Consider the following 15,670-nt stretch of genomic DNA (forward strand, 5'->3'; position numbering starts at 1 on the left):
TTAGCCTCTTTCCTTCATTTGTTCAACAATGTAATTGACAATATGACGACTTGTTAACGCTCCAACATATTGACCATGCTCTTCAACCGGCACTGACTCTTCAGTTTGTAAGCGGACTAGTGCTTCTTGTAATGACGAATGTAAAGATAAAGCATTCCCTTCAACTTGTATACCCTCGTCTAGCGGCAATACCTCTTCTATACTCTTCCCCTCATACCAAGGTCGTCCACGATTTCCAATGAACTCCTCTACAAACTCATTTTTCGGGTTATGTATAATTCCTTCTGGTGTATCTAATTGAACAACTTTTCCTTCTTTCATTACACAAATACGATCACCAAGTGATAAAGCCTCTTGCATATCGTGCGTTACGAACACGATTGTTTTTTGAATCTTTTTTTGCAATTGTACGATATCCTTCTGAAGCTGCTCCCTACTTAACGGATCTAACGCACTAAATGGCTCGTCCATAAGTACAATTTTCGGGTTTGCGGCTAATGCCCGTACGACACCAACACGTTGTTTCTGCCCTCCTGACAATTCATCTGGCATGCGATCACGATATACATCTGGATCGAGCCCAACCATCTGTAGCAAGTCATCGACACGTGCTTTTATTTCCTTTTTGGTCCATTTTCTCATTTCAGGGACAACTGCAATATTTTCAGCAATTGTCATATGTGGAAACAGCGCGATCTGCTGCAACACGTACCCTATATTCCAACGTAGTTCGTTTATGTTATATTGTTGAATATCTTTTCCATCGATTAAAATTGATCCTTCCGTCGTTTCAATTAAACGGTTAATCATCTTCATTGTCGTTGTTTTCCCGCAACCACTCGGACCAATGAGAACAAAAAATTCTCCTTTTTTAATTTCTAAATGTAATGAATCCACTGCTTTTGTGCCATCTTCATACGCTTTTGACACATGATTAAATTGAATCACAGACACAACTCCTTTCATGTTGTTTCCTTTATTTTGATGGAATATAGCATTCATTTCAAATGATACGCTTTATTATACAAAAAAAGAGCTCTCATTTGAGCTCTAACGGTCGAACAATATTGTTTTCATAATTGCAGCATATTCACGCACATACGCTTTTTTCTTAGAGCGTCTCGGTGTTTCAGCAGCCAAAGCTTCCATCTTTATCCCTAAACGCTTTGCAATTATTTTCGTTCGATATAAATGATACGTATTACTTACAACTACCGCATGCTTTACATCATATAAATCCATACTAAACTTTAAATTTTCATACGTATTTGTAGAGCAGTCTTCAATTAAAATACGATTCTCATCTATACCATGTACCATTAAATAGTTTCTCATACTGTGAGCTTCCGGTATATCTTCATCTTCCCCTTGACCACCTGAAACAATTACTTTCACCTCAGGGTGAGCATGTAAATATTCCAACGCTATATCCAAACGATTTTGAAGAGATAAAGACGGTCTATCTCCAAATAACTTTGCACCTAATATAAGAACGTATGGAGAGTGATTACTCAATGTTTCACGAGCAACTTTATTCATTCGAAACGTCATATAAATGATGTATAGCGGAGGTAGTAATAAGATTATAAGCAATATCCATTTGTTCATAAATAAGTTAACACTCCCTTTCTTTTTATTATATAGAAAAAGAAAAGGAGGCAGAAGTATTTTTTAAACAATTGATTTATTAGACACATTCGCTTCCGTTTTACGTTTTGAAATTACATAATAAAAAGCAATCCCTAATGATAGGATCAATATACAGCTCAGTACGTAAAACGGGATCATTACCCCTGCTTTAGATACGCCTGCCGTAAACAACATTAATAATACAATTCGAATTCCTGTGCCAATTAATCGAAATAAGCTGTCCACACGTCCCATTACTTCGTTTGGGATTTCTTCCATCATCAATACATTTCTCGCCACTCGTGTTCCAGCATTTCCAATCGCATGGAAAATCGCTAGTCCATATAATAACATAATGGAAGGCTCAATAATCATTGCGGTAATTGAAATTACATAAATAACCATCGTCATAACGATTGAAATTTCTATTTTGACATATTTCATCATGATTGGAATACTTATTCCTGCAAGAACCGCTCCGACACCGTACATCATACCTTCAATTGCGTATACAGAGGCACTAGCTTTGAGTATATCTGAAATATATACTGGGATTAAATAATTTGCCATCATGACACCGATAAACGGCATATAAGTCGCTAGTAAAAACCAAAATAACTTAGGGCGCTTTTTCATAAAGTGAATTCCTTCGAACAATTGCTTCTTAAATGTTGCTTTCCGTTTTACTTCTTTTTTCTTTACATACGGTATACATAAGAAAAGAAAAAATGCTCCTGCAAAAGTTAACATATCCACTAACAAGATCCATTTCAAAGAAATAATCTCAATTAAAAAGCTAGCAGCTGCGCCTGAAATAACTTGCGTTAATTGTCCTTGTATTTCCATTGTGCCACTTAAACTTTTATAATGCTCTGATTGAAATATTTCTTGGTTAAATGCAAATATTGTGGGATAGAATAATAGATAATAGAAAGAACCTGCTATATAAATAATAATGTAATGAATAGAATTGTATGATTGCCCAGCAAATCCCCAAATGGCCATCATTCCTATAATGGCTATCCCGATACCTTCGTTACATAACAATAAAGATTTTCTTGAAAAACGATCTATGCTTTGCCCAATGAATGGTGTTAGTAAAAACATGATGAGAGTTGCAACGATAGAAACATAACCAAATGTTGTCTCTCCTCCACTTTCCTTAATTAACAACCACGGAATCGTTATCATAACAATCCCGGAACCAATAGCTGATAAACTATTGGCTCCTAGAATGTAATACAAGCGAGAATCATGATAAAGAGAGGACATATCACTCAACTCCTAATTGTTTTTTCACCTCTTTATATACACTCATATATGCTTTTAATTCTTTAACTAAATCATGAATTAATGGTTTTGCATCTTCTCCAAGTTCACTATCTTGCACATGTAATCCATCAAGCACGACTTGTTTTGGAATTGCATTTGCGTAAACGCCTCTAGCGACAGTCCGCATACTATTTAATGCGTTTATTCCCCCTTTACCTCCTCCAGCAACTGCTAGTAATGCGACAGGCTTATGGATGAATTCACTGCTACTTAAGTAATCTAACGAATTTTTCAACGCTCCGCTCATCGCATTATGATATTCTGGTGTACATAGTACTACTCCATCCGCAGCTTTCACTAAAGCTTTTAATTTTTTTACTGCCTCTAATTCACGTTGTGATTCTTCTCCATTATATAAAGGCAATTCCGCTACTGCTAAATCGTATAACTCCCCTTCAAATTGCTCTGCAATATATTTTGCCACAACGCGAGTTCTACCGAATTTTCTTGGTGTACCGTTAATAACGACTAGTTTCATAATTATTTCTCCCCTTTGTTTTCAAGTTATATTTATATATTATCAGAAATTTCTATACAAAACACAGTAAAAAGAGGGAAAAACTTTCATTAAATAGTATGAGAAATAAAAAAAACTCATACTTTCGTATGAGTTTCACAAAACTAATTTTTCACAACCTCATGTCCACCGAATTGATTACGAAGAGCTGAGACAACTTTCCCATGGAATGTATCATCTTCTTGTGAACGGTAGCGCATAAATAATGACATAGCGATAACTGGTGCCGCTGCTTGTAATTCAAGCGCTGTTTCAACAGTCCATTTCCCTTCTCCTGAAGAGTTCATAACACCTTTAATGCCATCAAGTTTCGGATCTTCTGCAAATGCTTTTTCAGTTAAGTCCATTAACCAACCACGGATAACCGATCCGTTTGCCCATACTTTTGCAACATCTTCATAATTGAAATCAAAATCACTTTTATCTAGTACTTCAAATCCTTCAGCGATTGCTTGCATCATTCCGTATTCAATACCGTTGTGAACCATTTTTAAGAAATGCCCACTACCAACGCGGCCTGCATATGAATAACCATTTTCTACTGCTAAATCTTTAAATAAAGGTTCTAGTTGATCATAAATTTCTTTTTCTCCACCAACCATTAAGCAAGCGCCGTATCTAGCTCCTTCTACACCGCCTGATGTACCGATATCTACATAATGTAAGCCAAAGCTTTTCGCTTCTTCAGCACGGCGTAACGTATCCTTATAGAATGAATTTCCACCTTCAATAACGATATCGCCTTCCTCTAATAATGGATATACATCTTTTAGTACTGACTCAACAACTTCTCCTGCAGGTACCATTACCCAAATTGTACGAGGTGCTTCTAATTCAGAGATCATTTCTTTTAATGTATGACGAGCAGTAATCCCTAATTCCCCTGCCTTTTCAACAAGCTCATTATTTACATCGTATACAACTACTTCATGCTTGTCTTCATGTAAGTGTTCAGCTAATGGGAATCCCATTTTTCCTAATCCAATTAAACCTAGTTTCATATTAATCAATCTCCCATTCTATACAAATATATTTAATAACGAAATTAATCCAAGTGCTACAACAGATAATATTGTCTCCATTGCGGTCCATGTTAATAATGTTTCTTTCACAGTCATTCCGAAATACTCTTTAATCATCCAAAATCCAGAATCATTTACATGCGATAATATTAATGACCCTGCTCCTGTTGCAAGTGCCAGTAACTCTACATTTACTCCTGGTGTACTTGCTGCAATCGGTGCTACAATTCCAGCTGCTGTCATCATAGAAACAGTGGCCGATCCCGTTGCAACTCGGATAAGTGCAGCAATTCCCCAACCTAATAATATCGGTGAAATATGTGATTCTTTCGCCATCTCCGCAATTGTAGTTCCGATCCCAGAATCTAATAACACTTTATTAAATGCACCACCTGCACCGATAACTAACAGTATGTTTGCAATTGGGCCTAAACAATCATTTGTAACTTGTAAGACTTTGTCTTTAGAAAACCCTTTTGCATAGCCAAGACTAAAGAAAGAATATATCGTTGCAATTAATAATGCTACTATTGGATCTCCAATAAAATGCAATACTTGTGCAAGTTGGCTTGTTTTATTTAATGCTACTTCCGCTATCGATGCACCTAGCATAAGAAATACTGGAAGTAAAATAGTAAACAATGTATTTCCGAAGCTAGGAAGTTCCTTCTTCTTATCTCTTTCAATAAATTGCTCCGCTATATCTAACGGTACTTCTTTATGTATACGAGCACCAATCCATTTCCCGTAAAGCGGACCTGCAATTATTGCAGTTGGAAGTCCGACAATTAATGCATACAAAATTGTCTTCCCTACATCTGCTTTAAATATACCTACCGCTGCCATAGCTGCTGGATGCGGTGGAACAAGTCCGTGTACAACCGAAAGACCTGCTACTAGCGGAATACCGATTGTAATAAGTGATACCCCTGTTTCTAACGCAATTGTAAATACTAACGGAATTAATAGTACAAATCCAACTTGGAAAAATACCGGAATCCCTACTATAAATGCAACGAACATCATTGCCCAGTGAACACGCTTTTTCCCAAAACGTCCAATTAATGTGTTAGCAATTCGTTCAGCACCGCCAGACTCAGCCATCATTTTTCCAAGCATTGTTCCTAAAGCTAAAACAATCGCTAAAAACCCTAACGTATTACCGAGACCTAATTTAATAGAATCGATAATCCCCGGATGTTGTGGTGAAGTTCCAATTAAGGGCATCCCCATTGCTAGCCCAACTCCGATTGCTGTTAAAATTAACGCGACAAATGGATGCCATTTTACTACCGTAATTAGTAAAAGTAATATAACAACAGCCGCTAGTACGATCCCAACTACCATTTCTCCCAATCCCCCTATTGTTTACGTTGGAAAGCAGCTATACAATCAAATTCTTCTTTCAAACGATTGTAAAGTCGTTCATACATATAAAACATCTCTAAATATAAAGCCGTATTTTCTTTATTCGGTACATGGTGATGGACAATATCAATCCAATCCTTCACCTCTTCAAGAGAATCAATTTTCCCAATTGCATACAAAGCAAGTGCTGCTGCCCCAAGCGCAGATGCTTCATGACTTTCTGGAACAAGCAATTCTTTCCCCATCATGTCAGATAACATTTGTCTCCAAAATGCAGATTTCGCAAAGCCTCCTGAAACACGTATTTCAGTAAGTGGCCCTGTACAATCTCGAATGGCAAGTGCTACTGAATACACACTCATACAAACACCTTCCATAACTGCTCGTATGAAATGTTCTCGTTTATGCTGAAGGTTTATCCCGAAGAATGTACCTCGAGCATTTGCATTCCAGTAGGGTGCACGTTCTCCAGATAGAAAGGGTAAAAATAGTAATCCATCTGCTCCAGCTGGTACACTTTCTGCATACTTAATTAATAAATCATAAGGATCAATTCCAAGCTTTCTTGCTACCTCTTGCTCTGGGCTACCAAATTCATCACGTAACCATCTAAGTAATATTCCACCGTTATTCGTTGGTCCGCCGATCACCCAGTGCTCATCTGTTAATGCGTAACAAAAAGTTCTTCCTTTTTCATCTGTATTAACACTCGATGAAATTGTTCGAACCGCACCACTTGTCCCGATCGTAATTGCAGCTGAGCCAGGTGATATTGCACCGACACCTACATTTGCAAGAACACCATCACTTGCACCAATAACAACCGGAGTATCCTCACTAATACCCATCTTTTGTGCTAATTCCGGCTTCATTCCCGATAAAATATATGTAGTTGGTACAGGTGTTGATAATTGTTCTGGTGACATATTTAACATAGTTAAAACATCTTCATCCCAGTTTAATGTTTTTAAATTAAATAACCCTGTAGCAGATGCGATAGAATAATCAACTACATAGCGTGAAAATAATTGATAAATGACATACTCTTTAATGGAAATAAATTTATGAGCAGTTCTGAATAACTCCGTTTCTTCTTCTTTCATCCACAATAATTTAGAAAGTGGTGACATCGGATGAATCGGTGTACCAGTTCTTCTATAAATGTCATGACCATTCATTTGTTGTAATAGTTTTTCTGATTGCTTTGTGCTTCTATTATCTGCCCAAATAATAGAGCGCGTTAACGGCACACCGTTTTCATCTACAGCAATTAAGGCATGCATCGCTGTACTAATCCCGATAGAAGAAATATCTTCCGGTGACACATTACCCTTTTCAATGGCAACGCTTACAGTTTTATATACAGCAGCACATATTACATCAGGATCTTGCTCAGCCCATCCGACGTACGGTTGAATAATTGGATAATCAATTGCATGTGAAGCAACGACTTTTCCTTTTTCAGTGAATACAACCGTTTTCGTACTTGTGGTACCGATGTCAATCCCGATTACTCTCCCCCTTGTTTCCATGCGAACATTCCTTTCGTTTCTAGCAAAATACGATCTAGTAAACCGTTTACATGAATTAGTATATAAAATATTTTTTCATAAATCAAGTTATGAAAAGAAAATTTTTTTCAAACCAAAATGTACCTCTCATCTTCTAAATCATTCTCTTTATCTTTTTTAAATAACCTTTTTAATTTATCAAACATTCTTTCCCCTCCACCTAAAGATAATAATATATAAGTTCTCGTTTTCTTAGTTTGATGGACATAGGGCGTGGCTGCCTACTATCACTTTTTTACCTTGTAAATATATGTTCCATACTATAAAATCTAATAGTATTTATATTTTTCTGAAAAATCAAAACAAAATATGAACTTTATTGTATAATGTTGTAAAAAGATGTCGGAGGGATTTAATGTTATATAAAATATCTCAATTCACAATAAAACTTTCATCAATTCTTTTATCACTCTTACTATTACTAAATTTACCTTATTTATTTATCACTCAACAGGGATTCACTTTTCAACCAATTCATTTTTTTAATCAGATCGTTACTATGTTAAAACAGGTTTTCTCCCCTGAATCATTAGTAGTTATGGGATCAGACCCGAAATTTGGTCATTTCAAAAAGACACCATTATTTCCAACTGTTTTAGAACCTTACCTATATTCATTTACTGTATTATTTATAGCCTTTTTGCTTGCACTCTTTCTATCATCTAGCATGGCATTTTTTTATTTTTTAGCAAAAGATTATATAAAAAAATGGATAAACCGAATTGTGTTCATATTAGAAGCTGTCCCTGATATGATGATGATGATTTGTTTGCAAATATTTTTCATATGGGTACTTCAGAAATTCGGGGAATCTCCTGTCACCATTATTTCTTTTAATGAAAATCGAGCTTATTTACTCCCTATTTTATCTTTAGCAGTCTTACCTACATTACAAATGTTTCGGATGATGGTGTTATACATAAAAGAAGAACATGAAAAACATTACGTAGAGGTTGCATATGGAAAAGGACTTTCATCAAGTTATATACTATGCATTCATTTATTCAAAAATATATCTATCCACTTCTTTCATCATTTAAAAACGATTTTTGTTTTCTTACTTTCTAACTTATTCATTTTAGAATTTGTTTTTAATATGGAAGGCATTATTCAATTTTTATTTAAGAAGGCGTTTATTTCACCTCCAGCTGCATTTATCATACTTGTTATGATTATTTTACCGTTTTATGCCATTTTTCAAATAATCTCATTCATGATGAATAGATGGAAAAAGCAATTGAAAGGAGCAGCATTATGAAATCTATTTGGAAATCAAAACGATTTTTAATCGGCTTTACTTATCTATTCATACTTGTTTCAGCTAGTTTTATTTATAGTTGGTTCTTTAAAGATAACATCCCAAAACCTCCTCAGTTACTTTACAATGACAATAACGAATTACTTGGAAAGGCCCCCTTTTCGCCATCGTTAATGCCGCCTTTTGGATCTGATCGTTTTGGAGAGTCTGTTTTCTTACAAATTGTAGAAGGAGCAAAATTCACTATCTTATTAGCCGTGGCAATTAGCTTCTTTCGAATTTTATGCGGAACATGTATAGGAATCCTCTTGAGTTTATACGCTCCAAGATTCAAGAGATTTTTCCAGGCATGCTCAGAAGTTTTTTACTATATTCCTACTTTATTTATCGCATTTATACTCATCACGCCCGTTAATATTGTAATCATATCAAATGCTGATAGATTAGATCCAAATATTTCATTTGCGTTTTATCAAGTTCTCGTACTTATTTTCGTCGCTCTACCTACACTTTCTTTATATATCTCCTCAGAGGTTGATGAATTTATGAAACGAGATTACATTTTAAGTTCACAATTACTGGGTGCTAGCCGTTTTCATATTATCAAAAAACACTTACGAGTCTTATTACTTGATCGCTTATTTGTGTTATTTATGGAACATATCGTCCAAACACTCATACTCGTTATCCATTTAGCGTTGCTTGATATTGTAATTGGTGGGATACAAATGCGTGAACTCTATGACGGAGTACTCAAACCTGTTTCTCTATCGAATGATTGGGCAGGCCTTATTGGATTAAATCGTTATGAAATGAATATTTCATGGTGGATTATTTTGTATACTCTCGTTTCATTCTTTATTACGATTCTGTTTATTAAGCTTATGACAATCGGGATTCAAGATGCACTGAAAGCAAGAGATTCGCAAGTTGTAGCAATTCAAACCGTTCCAAATCATAAAAAATTTGTTAAAAGTAAAGATTCTTTTTCATTTGTAGATAAAGTGAACCTTTAATCATGTCTCATCAATCAAGTATTAATTGGCATTGATATTAGTAGAATATAAAAAAGATGATCCCTATTGAATACAAGGGATCATCTTTTTTATGCCGTCTAACTTTTTTAAATGACCTTTGCTAGACTCATGCTTTTTATATTTAAAATGAATTATTTACACTCACAATTATGCTGTTTAAAATCGATTACCATACGCCCTTGAATTCTACCTTGTTCCATTTCTTCGAATACATTTTGTACTTTATCTAGAGAACACGTTTGAACAACCGGCACTACTTTTCCTTCTGCGCCGAACATAAATGCCTCCTCCAGATCCTTACGAGTACCAACTAGAGAACCAACTACTTCAATTCCGTCTAATACAAGTCGTGGAATGTTTAAATCCATAGTTTCTACTGGTAAACCTACCGCAACTACTTTACCGCAAGCACGTACTGCATCAACTGCTGAGTTGAATGCTACTTTAGAAACTGCTGTTACTACAGCAGCATAAGCACCATCAAACTCCTCTTGAACAATTTTATCAGCAGGACCTTGAGAAATCGGATTGATAGTCATATCAGCACCAACTTCTTTTGCTAAGGCTAATTTGTCGTCATTGATATCTACTGCAATTACCTTTGCACCAAATACGTTTTTAGCATATTGAATAGCTAGGTTACCTAATCCACCACAACCATAGATTACGATAGGTTGACCAGGTTTAATGTCTGATACTTTTATAGCTTTATATGTAGTTACGCCCGCACATGTAATTGATGATGCTTGAGCAGGATCTAATCCTTCTGGTACCTTCACCGCATAATCAGCTGTAACAATACATTGTTCAGCCATACCACCATCTACTGAATAACCAGCATTTTTTACTTCACGGCAGAATGTTTCTCTCCCCGTTACGCAATATTCACAACGTCCACAAGATTGGAACATCCATGCAATACTTACACGGTCACCTATCTTTAGTGAAGTAACATCATCAGCAATTTTAGTAACAATACCTACACCCTCATGACCAAGGATGCGGCCATCGGTGTTTCCAAAATCATGATTCGCAACGTGTAAATCAGTGTGGCAAACTCCACAATACTCTACATCTACTAGCGCTTCACCCGAGTGTAACGGACGTAATTCTTTTTCAATAACTTCAATATTTGCTTTGCTGTTTTTATTAACTACTACTGCTTTCATATGTGATCTCCCCTTTAGTGTTTTAGAGTTTTAATGAGTTTATCTCACAACTACTGTCCTCACTATTTTGGCTAATTATTGTACCAAATTTAAGTGTTCAATCATCATTACAGGTTCATCATAACATGGAATTTCATAAGCTTATTGTTAAATATTGAACAATATTTGAATTATTACCCAATACGTATTTTGATGTATCAAGCTACTTGTTAAATTTCATATGCAAAATATCGAGGTTTAAAAAATGAAGGGTCTAAAAGATGAGAGATTATTATTATTATTATAGGTAATTGGCATATTTCTATAGACACTTAGAACAAGTAGATCTAGAGGGTATATCAACAGACTACTCGCCAATATAAAAAGCTCTTCATTTGAAGAGCCCTTTATATTCGCTTCATCGAAATAGTTTCACGTATACTTTGTAAATTTTGTAGTGTTTCCTCTTGTCGCTGCAATGACAATCCCACATACAAAGTATCTAATAAACTAAGCTGCGCTAATCGTGACGAACTTGCTTCTGTACGAAATTCCGTCTCACGCGTCGAAGTATATAATGTTATATGAGCAAGTTGGCTTAATGCCGATTTTTGATAGCTCGTAATCGCAATAATTTTGGCCCCTCTTGCTTTCGCTACTTCTAACGCTTCAAGTAAACCTTTATTACTGCCCGAATGAGAAATTGCAATGACCACTGCTTTTTTTGTCAGCAAGCCCGCTCCCATAATTTGAAAATGTGAATCCGTATGAGCAATACAAGAAATACCCGTTCTCATAAACTTATGATAAGCATCCATCGCAATAATACCTGAACCACCATTTCCATAAAACTCAATTCGTTTCGCTTCATTCAGCGCACTTACTGCCTGTTCCAACGCGTTATCGTTTAACAAATGTAATGTATCTTGCAGTCCTGTAATATGTGAATGAAAAACTTTTTTAGCAACAGTGACAATATTATCTTCTACCGATACTTCCTCATGAATATTTTGCATCGGGGTATGTACAATCTCACGAGCTAATGTAATTTTCAAGTCTTGGAACCCTTGAAAACCTAAGTGTTTGCATAAGCGGAATATCGTTGCTTCGGAACTATTCGTAACTTCCGCTAATTCCGTAATCGATTTATGTACAACATCTTGTGGATGTTTCAAAATATGTTCGGCAATACTTCGTAATTTCGGTGATAAACCATTTAACGAAGCCTGAATCTTTCCAATCCCACTTTTTGTACCAGGCATAGCGTATCTTCCCCTTCCATAGTAGCTTTATCCCGTATTAACGGGCAGTAAGACTCCCACCTCAAAATTCGATGAATGCCAGGGAGTTAGGTGGGAGATCAACTGCCCGTAAAAACCCGATTGGTTCAACTAATAATCAGTGGGGATGGCCCCCCCACTGATTAAAGTTTCACTTTATTGTACCTAATTATTGAAAGAAGAAAAACCTTTATTCGGCATCTCTATACATTTTAATTTCTCATATGTATTCTTCCGTAGCATATGACACAATTATTCATACTTATTTCTAGTTTTCCCCATGCTTTACTGCGTATAAGGCAGCTTGTGTACGATCATCTACTTCCAATTTAGCCAATACGTTAGAAACGTGTGTTTTCACAGTTTGTTCTGTAATATGAAGTTCTGCTGCAATCTCCTTATTGCTTCTTCCTTTCGCAATTTCACGAAGTACTTCTTGCTCCCTTTTTGTTAACATAGAAAAAGGATTCTCTTTTTCTTTCTTGACTGCTGATCGTCCTAATAGTGCTGGTGTTACTTTCGGGTGAAAATTTGCGTTTCCTTGATATACCGCAACGATTGACGCAACAAGTTGATCTGGCTGCACTTCTTTTAATTGATAACCATCTGCCCCAGCTTCTAATGCTGGTAAAACGTAATCTTGTTCTGAAAAACTACTGAGCATAAGAATTTTTATTGTCTCATCGTATTGTTTTATACGTTTTGTCGCTTCAATACCATCCATTTTCGGCATTGATAAATCCATTAATACTACATCTGGCCTTTCTGTTTGGACGAATGTTAATGCTTCTTCACCATTTGCTGCTTCCCCAATAATTTCAAATTCTTCTCTCGTCTTCAAAAAGAATACGAGTCCCCTTCGAACGATATGATGATCTTCTACAAGTAATAATTTAATTTTCACTGACGTTCTCCCTCTCAAACCGGTAATTGAATTTCTATCTTTGTCCCCTTTTCCGGTTCTGCTTTTATTCGAAAAATTCCCCTCATTAATTCAATTCGTTCTTTCATACTTTTCAAACCAAGTGCTGACTCTCTTACTTGATCCTGTATAAATCCTATTCCGTTATCTTCTATGTAAAAATGCAACTTATTATTTTCTATCCTTAAATGAACACATACTTTTTCACATGAGGCATGTTTTTTACAATTATGTAATGCCTCTTGGCTTATACGCCATAAAACTTCTTCTATTTCATCTTCAATTAAAACCATTCCATCAATTCGAACTTCCACTTGAATCCCTAACAGTTTTCCGTAATTTTGAATCGCTTCTGCTAAACCTTTCTCTAATCCTTCAGGCCTTAATTGCCAAATTAAAAGTGTCATCTCTTGTAATGCTTCCTGTGATAACTCTCCAATATAACTTAACATCTCTTGCAAGTCTCTATCCTTCGTCATATTTAGAGTCCCTTTCGCTGTTAGCATAATTGAAAATAACAATTGTTTAACGGAATCATGTAGGTCACGTGCAAGTCGATTTCTTTCAGCTACAACTACATATTTCCGTTCTTTCTCAACTAATTGAATACGTTGTATTGTCGTTCCAATTTGAAATGCAATCGCTTCTAATAACGCTAACTCCTCCTCAGAAAAATGTGTTTTATGGGGCGAAGCTACATTTAATAGACCAAATTTCTCTGATCCAGATCTTAGCGGGATTGTCGCATGATGTGTAACATCTTCTGTCTCGCCCCAATTACATTCAATCGCATCCTCTATTCGTTTACATTCAATAATATTTGTCGCTTTTTCCAATCTTCCATTCACAAAACGTTCTACACACCAACAATCGCCTTCACACATCGGCTTCTTTTCCTGCCACGTAAGAGCTGGGGGTAAATTTTGCTCTACAAGCATACGATGCTTTCCACTTTCATCAATAAAGAATATCCACCCTGTTTGTAAATTCATAACTTGTAATAATGTATGTAACACTTTCCCTAACATTTCCTGTAAGTTTGTTGCTTCATTTAGTAACTCAGCAATTTCTTTTAATGCCTCTAAACGATGCATCTCTTTTTCATCTATGTTCATTCTCATCACCAACTACCATTATAACATTAAGAAATTTCGAAATACTACAAACAAAAAAGAACCGAATTTCTTCAGCTCTTTTTTCGGAGATATCCCATACAGTTCATTCAAATCTATTGATTCACAAATCTAAATTCTAAACCAAAACAGAAATTAGCTAGTTTTCATTAACTGTCTGATAAAGATTGTCCCACATGGATATTCTGTAAACTTTCAGTGTTAACGAACATATTCGCTGCTGGCATTTGCACTTGATTTTTATGGAACATAGACATTAATTCAAATCTTACTTGTCTAGAAGTTTCAAAATAATCTTCCGGTTTAATCAAACCTGTAATACAAAATTCATATCCAACATATTTAAGGTTAGGATTTAAGTCTGTAACTCCAACATATTTAAATGGCTCAACAGCTTCATCATCTACTCTATAAAGATTTTGCTCCAATTTTTCATTACAAATAACACATACTTCTTCTAACAATTCTTTAACTCTTGTAGGATCTTCCTGATAACTTACCGTGATGCGTTCAATAACTCGCATCCATCCTTTATTAAAATTCTGTATCGTTCTAATCTCTCCGTGTGGTATGGTAAGGAGTTTCCCTGACCATTCACGAATTTGCATAAAACGAATACTAATTTCCTCAATAGTTCCTGAATTTGTTCCGTTAAAAGTTACAAAATCGCCAACTCGAAACTCTTTGTCCGCTAATCTTGCGAAGCCTAATATGACATCTTTTAGCATCTGTTGTGCAGCAAAACCGATGACGACTCCCGCTATCCCTGCACCTGCAATAATACTTTTTATATCTACAAATTGACTAATTAAATATATGATAAGACTAATGATAATGATATACCTAAAAATAGATCGAATTACACTTTGAATCGTCTGCTCTACCTCTTCATCAAAAAAGCTTGATTTCCTAAAAAACCAATCAATAATGCGATTTATAACAAAAGACATAATGATAAGAACTAAAGCAAATAGTAAAAACCTTAAAAGTAAAAACTCCCTTACATAATTAAAAAACTCTTCAGTATACGTTAATAAACTCATCCATCCACTTCCTTACTAATAAAAATTTCATACAAAGCTACTATATTTTAAATACGCATTTATCATCTCAACACTTGTTTTCGAAACATCTTTTATCCTGATCTTAAATCGTACTTTCTTAACTATGTATTTGTATTCATTGTTCATCTTCAACAATATAACCCTTTAATCAATCTTTCAACTTCAGATGTTCTTTTCTATTTACTATAATCCTTTTTAATCCTCTAAAGGGATATTACAATAGAATTTTTTATAAACGACTTTCTTTTAAGTCCGCAATACTCACCTCGTTAAAAGCAGACGAAGCTGAATCATTACATTGTACAATTTTTTGATTTAAATGGGCTACCAGAAAAGATTAGACCGTTCATTAAAAAGTTAATTCAACAGCAAGTCGTCTCTATTTAAAT

14 protein-coding genes and 1 pseudogene are annotated in these 15,670 nt (G+C 35.4%); 3 read left to right on the forward strand and 12 right to left on the reverse strand.

Annotated features, from left to right (window positions below; genetic code table 11):
• The 7 genes from MKX66_RS08645 to gntK all read right to left on the reverse strand — a co-directional run bounded on the left by MKX66_RS08645 (position 1) and on the right by gntK (position 7,400).
• Positions 1 to 948, reverse strand: coding sequence for an ABC transporter ATP-binding protein (locus MKX66_RS08645; protein ID WP_341085924.1), 948 nt, complete (start codon positions 946 to 948; stop codon positions 1 to 3).
• A gap of 102 nt (positions 949 to 1,050) precedes the next feature.
• Positions 1,051 to 1,608, reverse strand: coding sequence for a YdcF family protein (locus MKX66_RS08650; protein ID WP_002165881.1), 558 nt, complete (start codon positions 1,606 to 1,608; stop codon positions 1,051 to 1,053).
• A 63-nt stretch (positions 1,609 to 1,671) separates the two neighbouring features.
• A complete protein-coding gene (locus tag MKX66_RS08655) occupies positions 1,672 to 2,901 on the reverse strand; it encodes an MFS transporter (RefSeq protein ID WP_016102081.1) in 1,230 nt (409 codons plus the stop codon).
• 1 nt (position 2,902) lies between these two features.
• Entirely contained in the window at positions 2,903 to 3,439 is a 537-nt protein-coding gene (locus MKX66_RS08660; RefSeq protein ID WP_002031805.1) for an NADPH-dependent FMN reductase, read from the reverse strand.
• A gap of 143 nt (positions 3,440 to 3,582) precedes the next feature.
• Positions 3,583 to 4,479 (reverse strand): phosphogluconate dehydrogenase (NAD(+)-dependent, decarboxylating), encoded by an 897-nt coding sequence (gene gnd / locus MKX66_RS08665; RefSeq protein WP_002085837.1) that lies wholly within the window; start codon positions 4,477 to 4,479, stop codon positions 3,583 to 3,585.
• 18 nt (positions 4,480 to 4,497) lie between these two features.
• A complete protein-coding gene (locus MKX66_RS08670; RefSeq protein WP_002141651.1) occupies positions 4,498 to 5,847 on the reverse strand; it encodes a GntP family permease in 1,350 nt (449 codons plus the stop codon).
• Between the two features lie 14 nt (positions 5,848 to 5,861).
• A complete protein-coding gene (gene gntK / locus MKX66_RS08675) occupies positions 5,862 to 7,400 on the reverse strand; it encodes a gluconokinase (RefSeq protein ID WP_341085927.1) in 1,539 nt (512 codons plus the stop codon).
• A 394-nt stretch (positions 7,401 to 7,794) separates the two neighbouring features.
• On the opposite strand from gntK, the gene MKX66_RS08680 reads away from it, so the two are divergent.
• Together MKX66_RS08680 and MKX66_RS08685 are read left to right on the forward strand one after the other, a co-directional pair.
• Positions 7,795 to 8,697, forward strand: a complete 903-nt coding sequence (locus MKX66_RS08680; RefSeq protein ID WP_002012684.1) for an ABC transporter permease subunit — start codon at positions 7,795 to 7,797, stop codon at positions 8,695 to 8,697.
• Positions 8,694 to 9,713 (forward strand): ABC transporter permease, encoded by a 1,020-nt coding sequence (locus MKX66_RS08685; RefSeq protein ID WP_149190462.1) that lies wholly within the window; start codon positions 8,694 to 8,696, stop codon positions 9,711 to 9,713. The genes MKX66_RS08680 and MKX66_RS08685 overlap by 4 nt, the downstream gene beginning before the upstream one ends.
• Positions 9,714 to 9,865: 152 nt before the next feature.
• On the opposite strand, the gene adhP is transcribed toward MKX66_RS08685, so the two are convergent.
• The 5 genes from adhP to MKX66_RS08710 form a co-directional block, all read right to left on the reverse strand.
• The gene (adhP, locus tag MKX66_RS08690) at positions 9,866 to 10,903 is read right to left on the reverse strand and encodes an alcohol dehydrogenase AdhP (protein WP_002031819.1); all 1,038 of its coding nucleotides are present in this window, start codon (positions 10,901 to 10,903) and stop codon (positions 9,866 to 9,868) included.
• Positions 10,904 to 11,289: 386 nt separating this feature from the next.
• Positions 11,290 to 12,144, reverse strand: a complete 855-nt coding sequence (locus MKX66_RS08695; protein ID WP_002031820.1) for a MurR/RpiR family transcriptional regulator — start codon at positions 12,142 to 12,144, stop codon at positions 11,290 to 11,292.
• Between the two features lie 286 nt (positions 12,145 to 12,430).
• The gene (locus MKX66_RS08700; RefSeq protein WP_002031722.1) at positions 12,431 to 13,066 is read right to left on the reverse strand and encodes a response regulator; all 636 of its coding nucleotides are present in this window, start codon (positions 13,064 to 13,066) and stop codon (positions 12,431 to 12,433) included.
• A gap of 14 nt (positions 13,067 to 13,080) precedes the next feature.
• Positions 13,081 to 14,178: a GAF domain-containing sensor histidine kinase gene (locus MKX66_RS08705; protein ID WP_341087634.1), complete on the reverse strand. Its 1,098-nt coding sequence runs from the start codon at positions 14,176 to 14,178 to the stop codon at positions 13,081 to 13,083.
• Positions 14,179 to 14,366: 188 nt separating this feature from the next.
• Positions 14,367 to 15,260, reverse strand: coding sequence for a mechanosensitive ion channel family protein (locus MKX66_RS08710; RefSeq protein ID WP_341085928.1), 894 nt, complete (start codon positions 15,258 to 15,260; stop codon positions 14,367 to 14,369).
• 287 nt (positions 15,261 to 15,547) lie between these two features.
• Here MKX66_RS08710 and MKX66_RS08715 point away from each other — a divergent pair.
• Positions 15,548 to 15,668 (forward strand): annotated as a pseudogene (locus MKX66_RS08715) (NUDIX hydrolase); the annotation flags it as partial.
• Positions 15,669 to 15,670: the final 2 nt, after the last annotated feature.

This window comes from Bacillus sp. FSL R9-9530 (genome assembly GCF_038008145.1).
GTDB classification, from domain to species: domain Bacteria; phylum Bacillota; class Bacilli; order Bacillales; family Bacillaceae_G; genus Bacillus_A; species Bacillus_A mycoides.

What these genes read in the sequence shown, in the direction of transcription:
- MKX66_RS08710 (WP_341085928.1), bottom strand. Translation starts at nt 15,260, where the DNA reads ATGAGTTTATTAACGTATACTGAAGAGTTTTTTAATTATGTAAGGGAG.
- MKX66_RS08695 (WP_002031820.1), bottom strand. Translation starts at nt 12,144, where the DNA reads ATGCCTGGTACAAAAAGTGGGATTGGAAAGATTCAGGCTTCGTTAAAT.
- MKX66_RS08705 (WP_341087634.1), bottom strand. Translation starts at nt 14,178, where the DNA reads ATGCATCGTTTAGAGGCATTAAAAGAAATTGCTGAGTTACTAAATGAA.
- MKX66_RS08685 (WP_149190462.1), top strand. Translation starts at nt 8,694, where the DNA reads ATGAAATCTATTTGGAAATCAAAACGATTTTTAATCGGCTTTACTTAT.
- MKX66_RS08650 (WP_002165881.1), bottom strand. Translation starts at nt 1,608, where the DNA reads ATGAACAAATGGATATTGCTTATAATCTTATTACTACCTCCGCTATAC.
- MKX66_RS08660 (WP_002031805.1), bottom strand. Translation starts at nt 3,439, where the DNA reads ATGAAACTAGTCGTTATTAACGGTACACCAAGAAAATTCGGTAGAACT.
- MKX66_RS08680 (WP_002012684.1), top strand. Translation starts at nt 7,795, where the DNA reads ATGTTATATAAAATATCTCAATTCACAATAAAACTTTCATCAATTCTT.
- gntK (WP_341085927.1), bottom strand. Translation starts at nt 7,400, where the DNA reads ATGGAAACAAGGGGGAGAGTAATCGGGATTGACATCGGTACCACAAGT.
- gnd (WP_002085837.1), bottom strand. Translation starts at nt 4,479, where the DNA reads ATGAAACTAGGTTTAATTGGATTAGGAAAAATGGGATTCCCATTAGCT.
- adhP (WP_002031819.1), bottom strand. Translation starts at nt 10,903, where the DNA reads ATGAAAGCAGTAGTAGTTAATAAAAACAGCAAAGCAAATATTGAAGTT.
- MKX66_RS08655 (WP_016102081.1), bottom strand. Translation starts at nt 2,901, where the DNA reads ATGTCCTCTCTTTATCATGATTCTCGCTTGTATTACATTCTAGGAGCC.
- MKX66_RS08670 (WP_002141651.1), bottom strand. Translation starts at nt 5,847, where the DNA reads ATGGTAGTTGGGATCGTACTAGCGGCTGTTGTTATATTACTTTTACTA.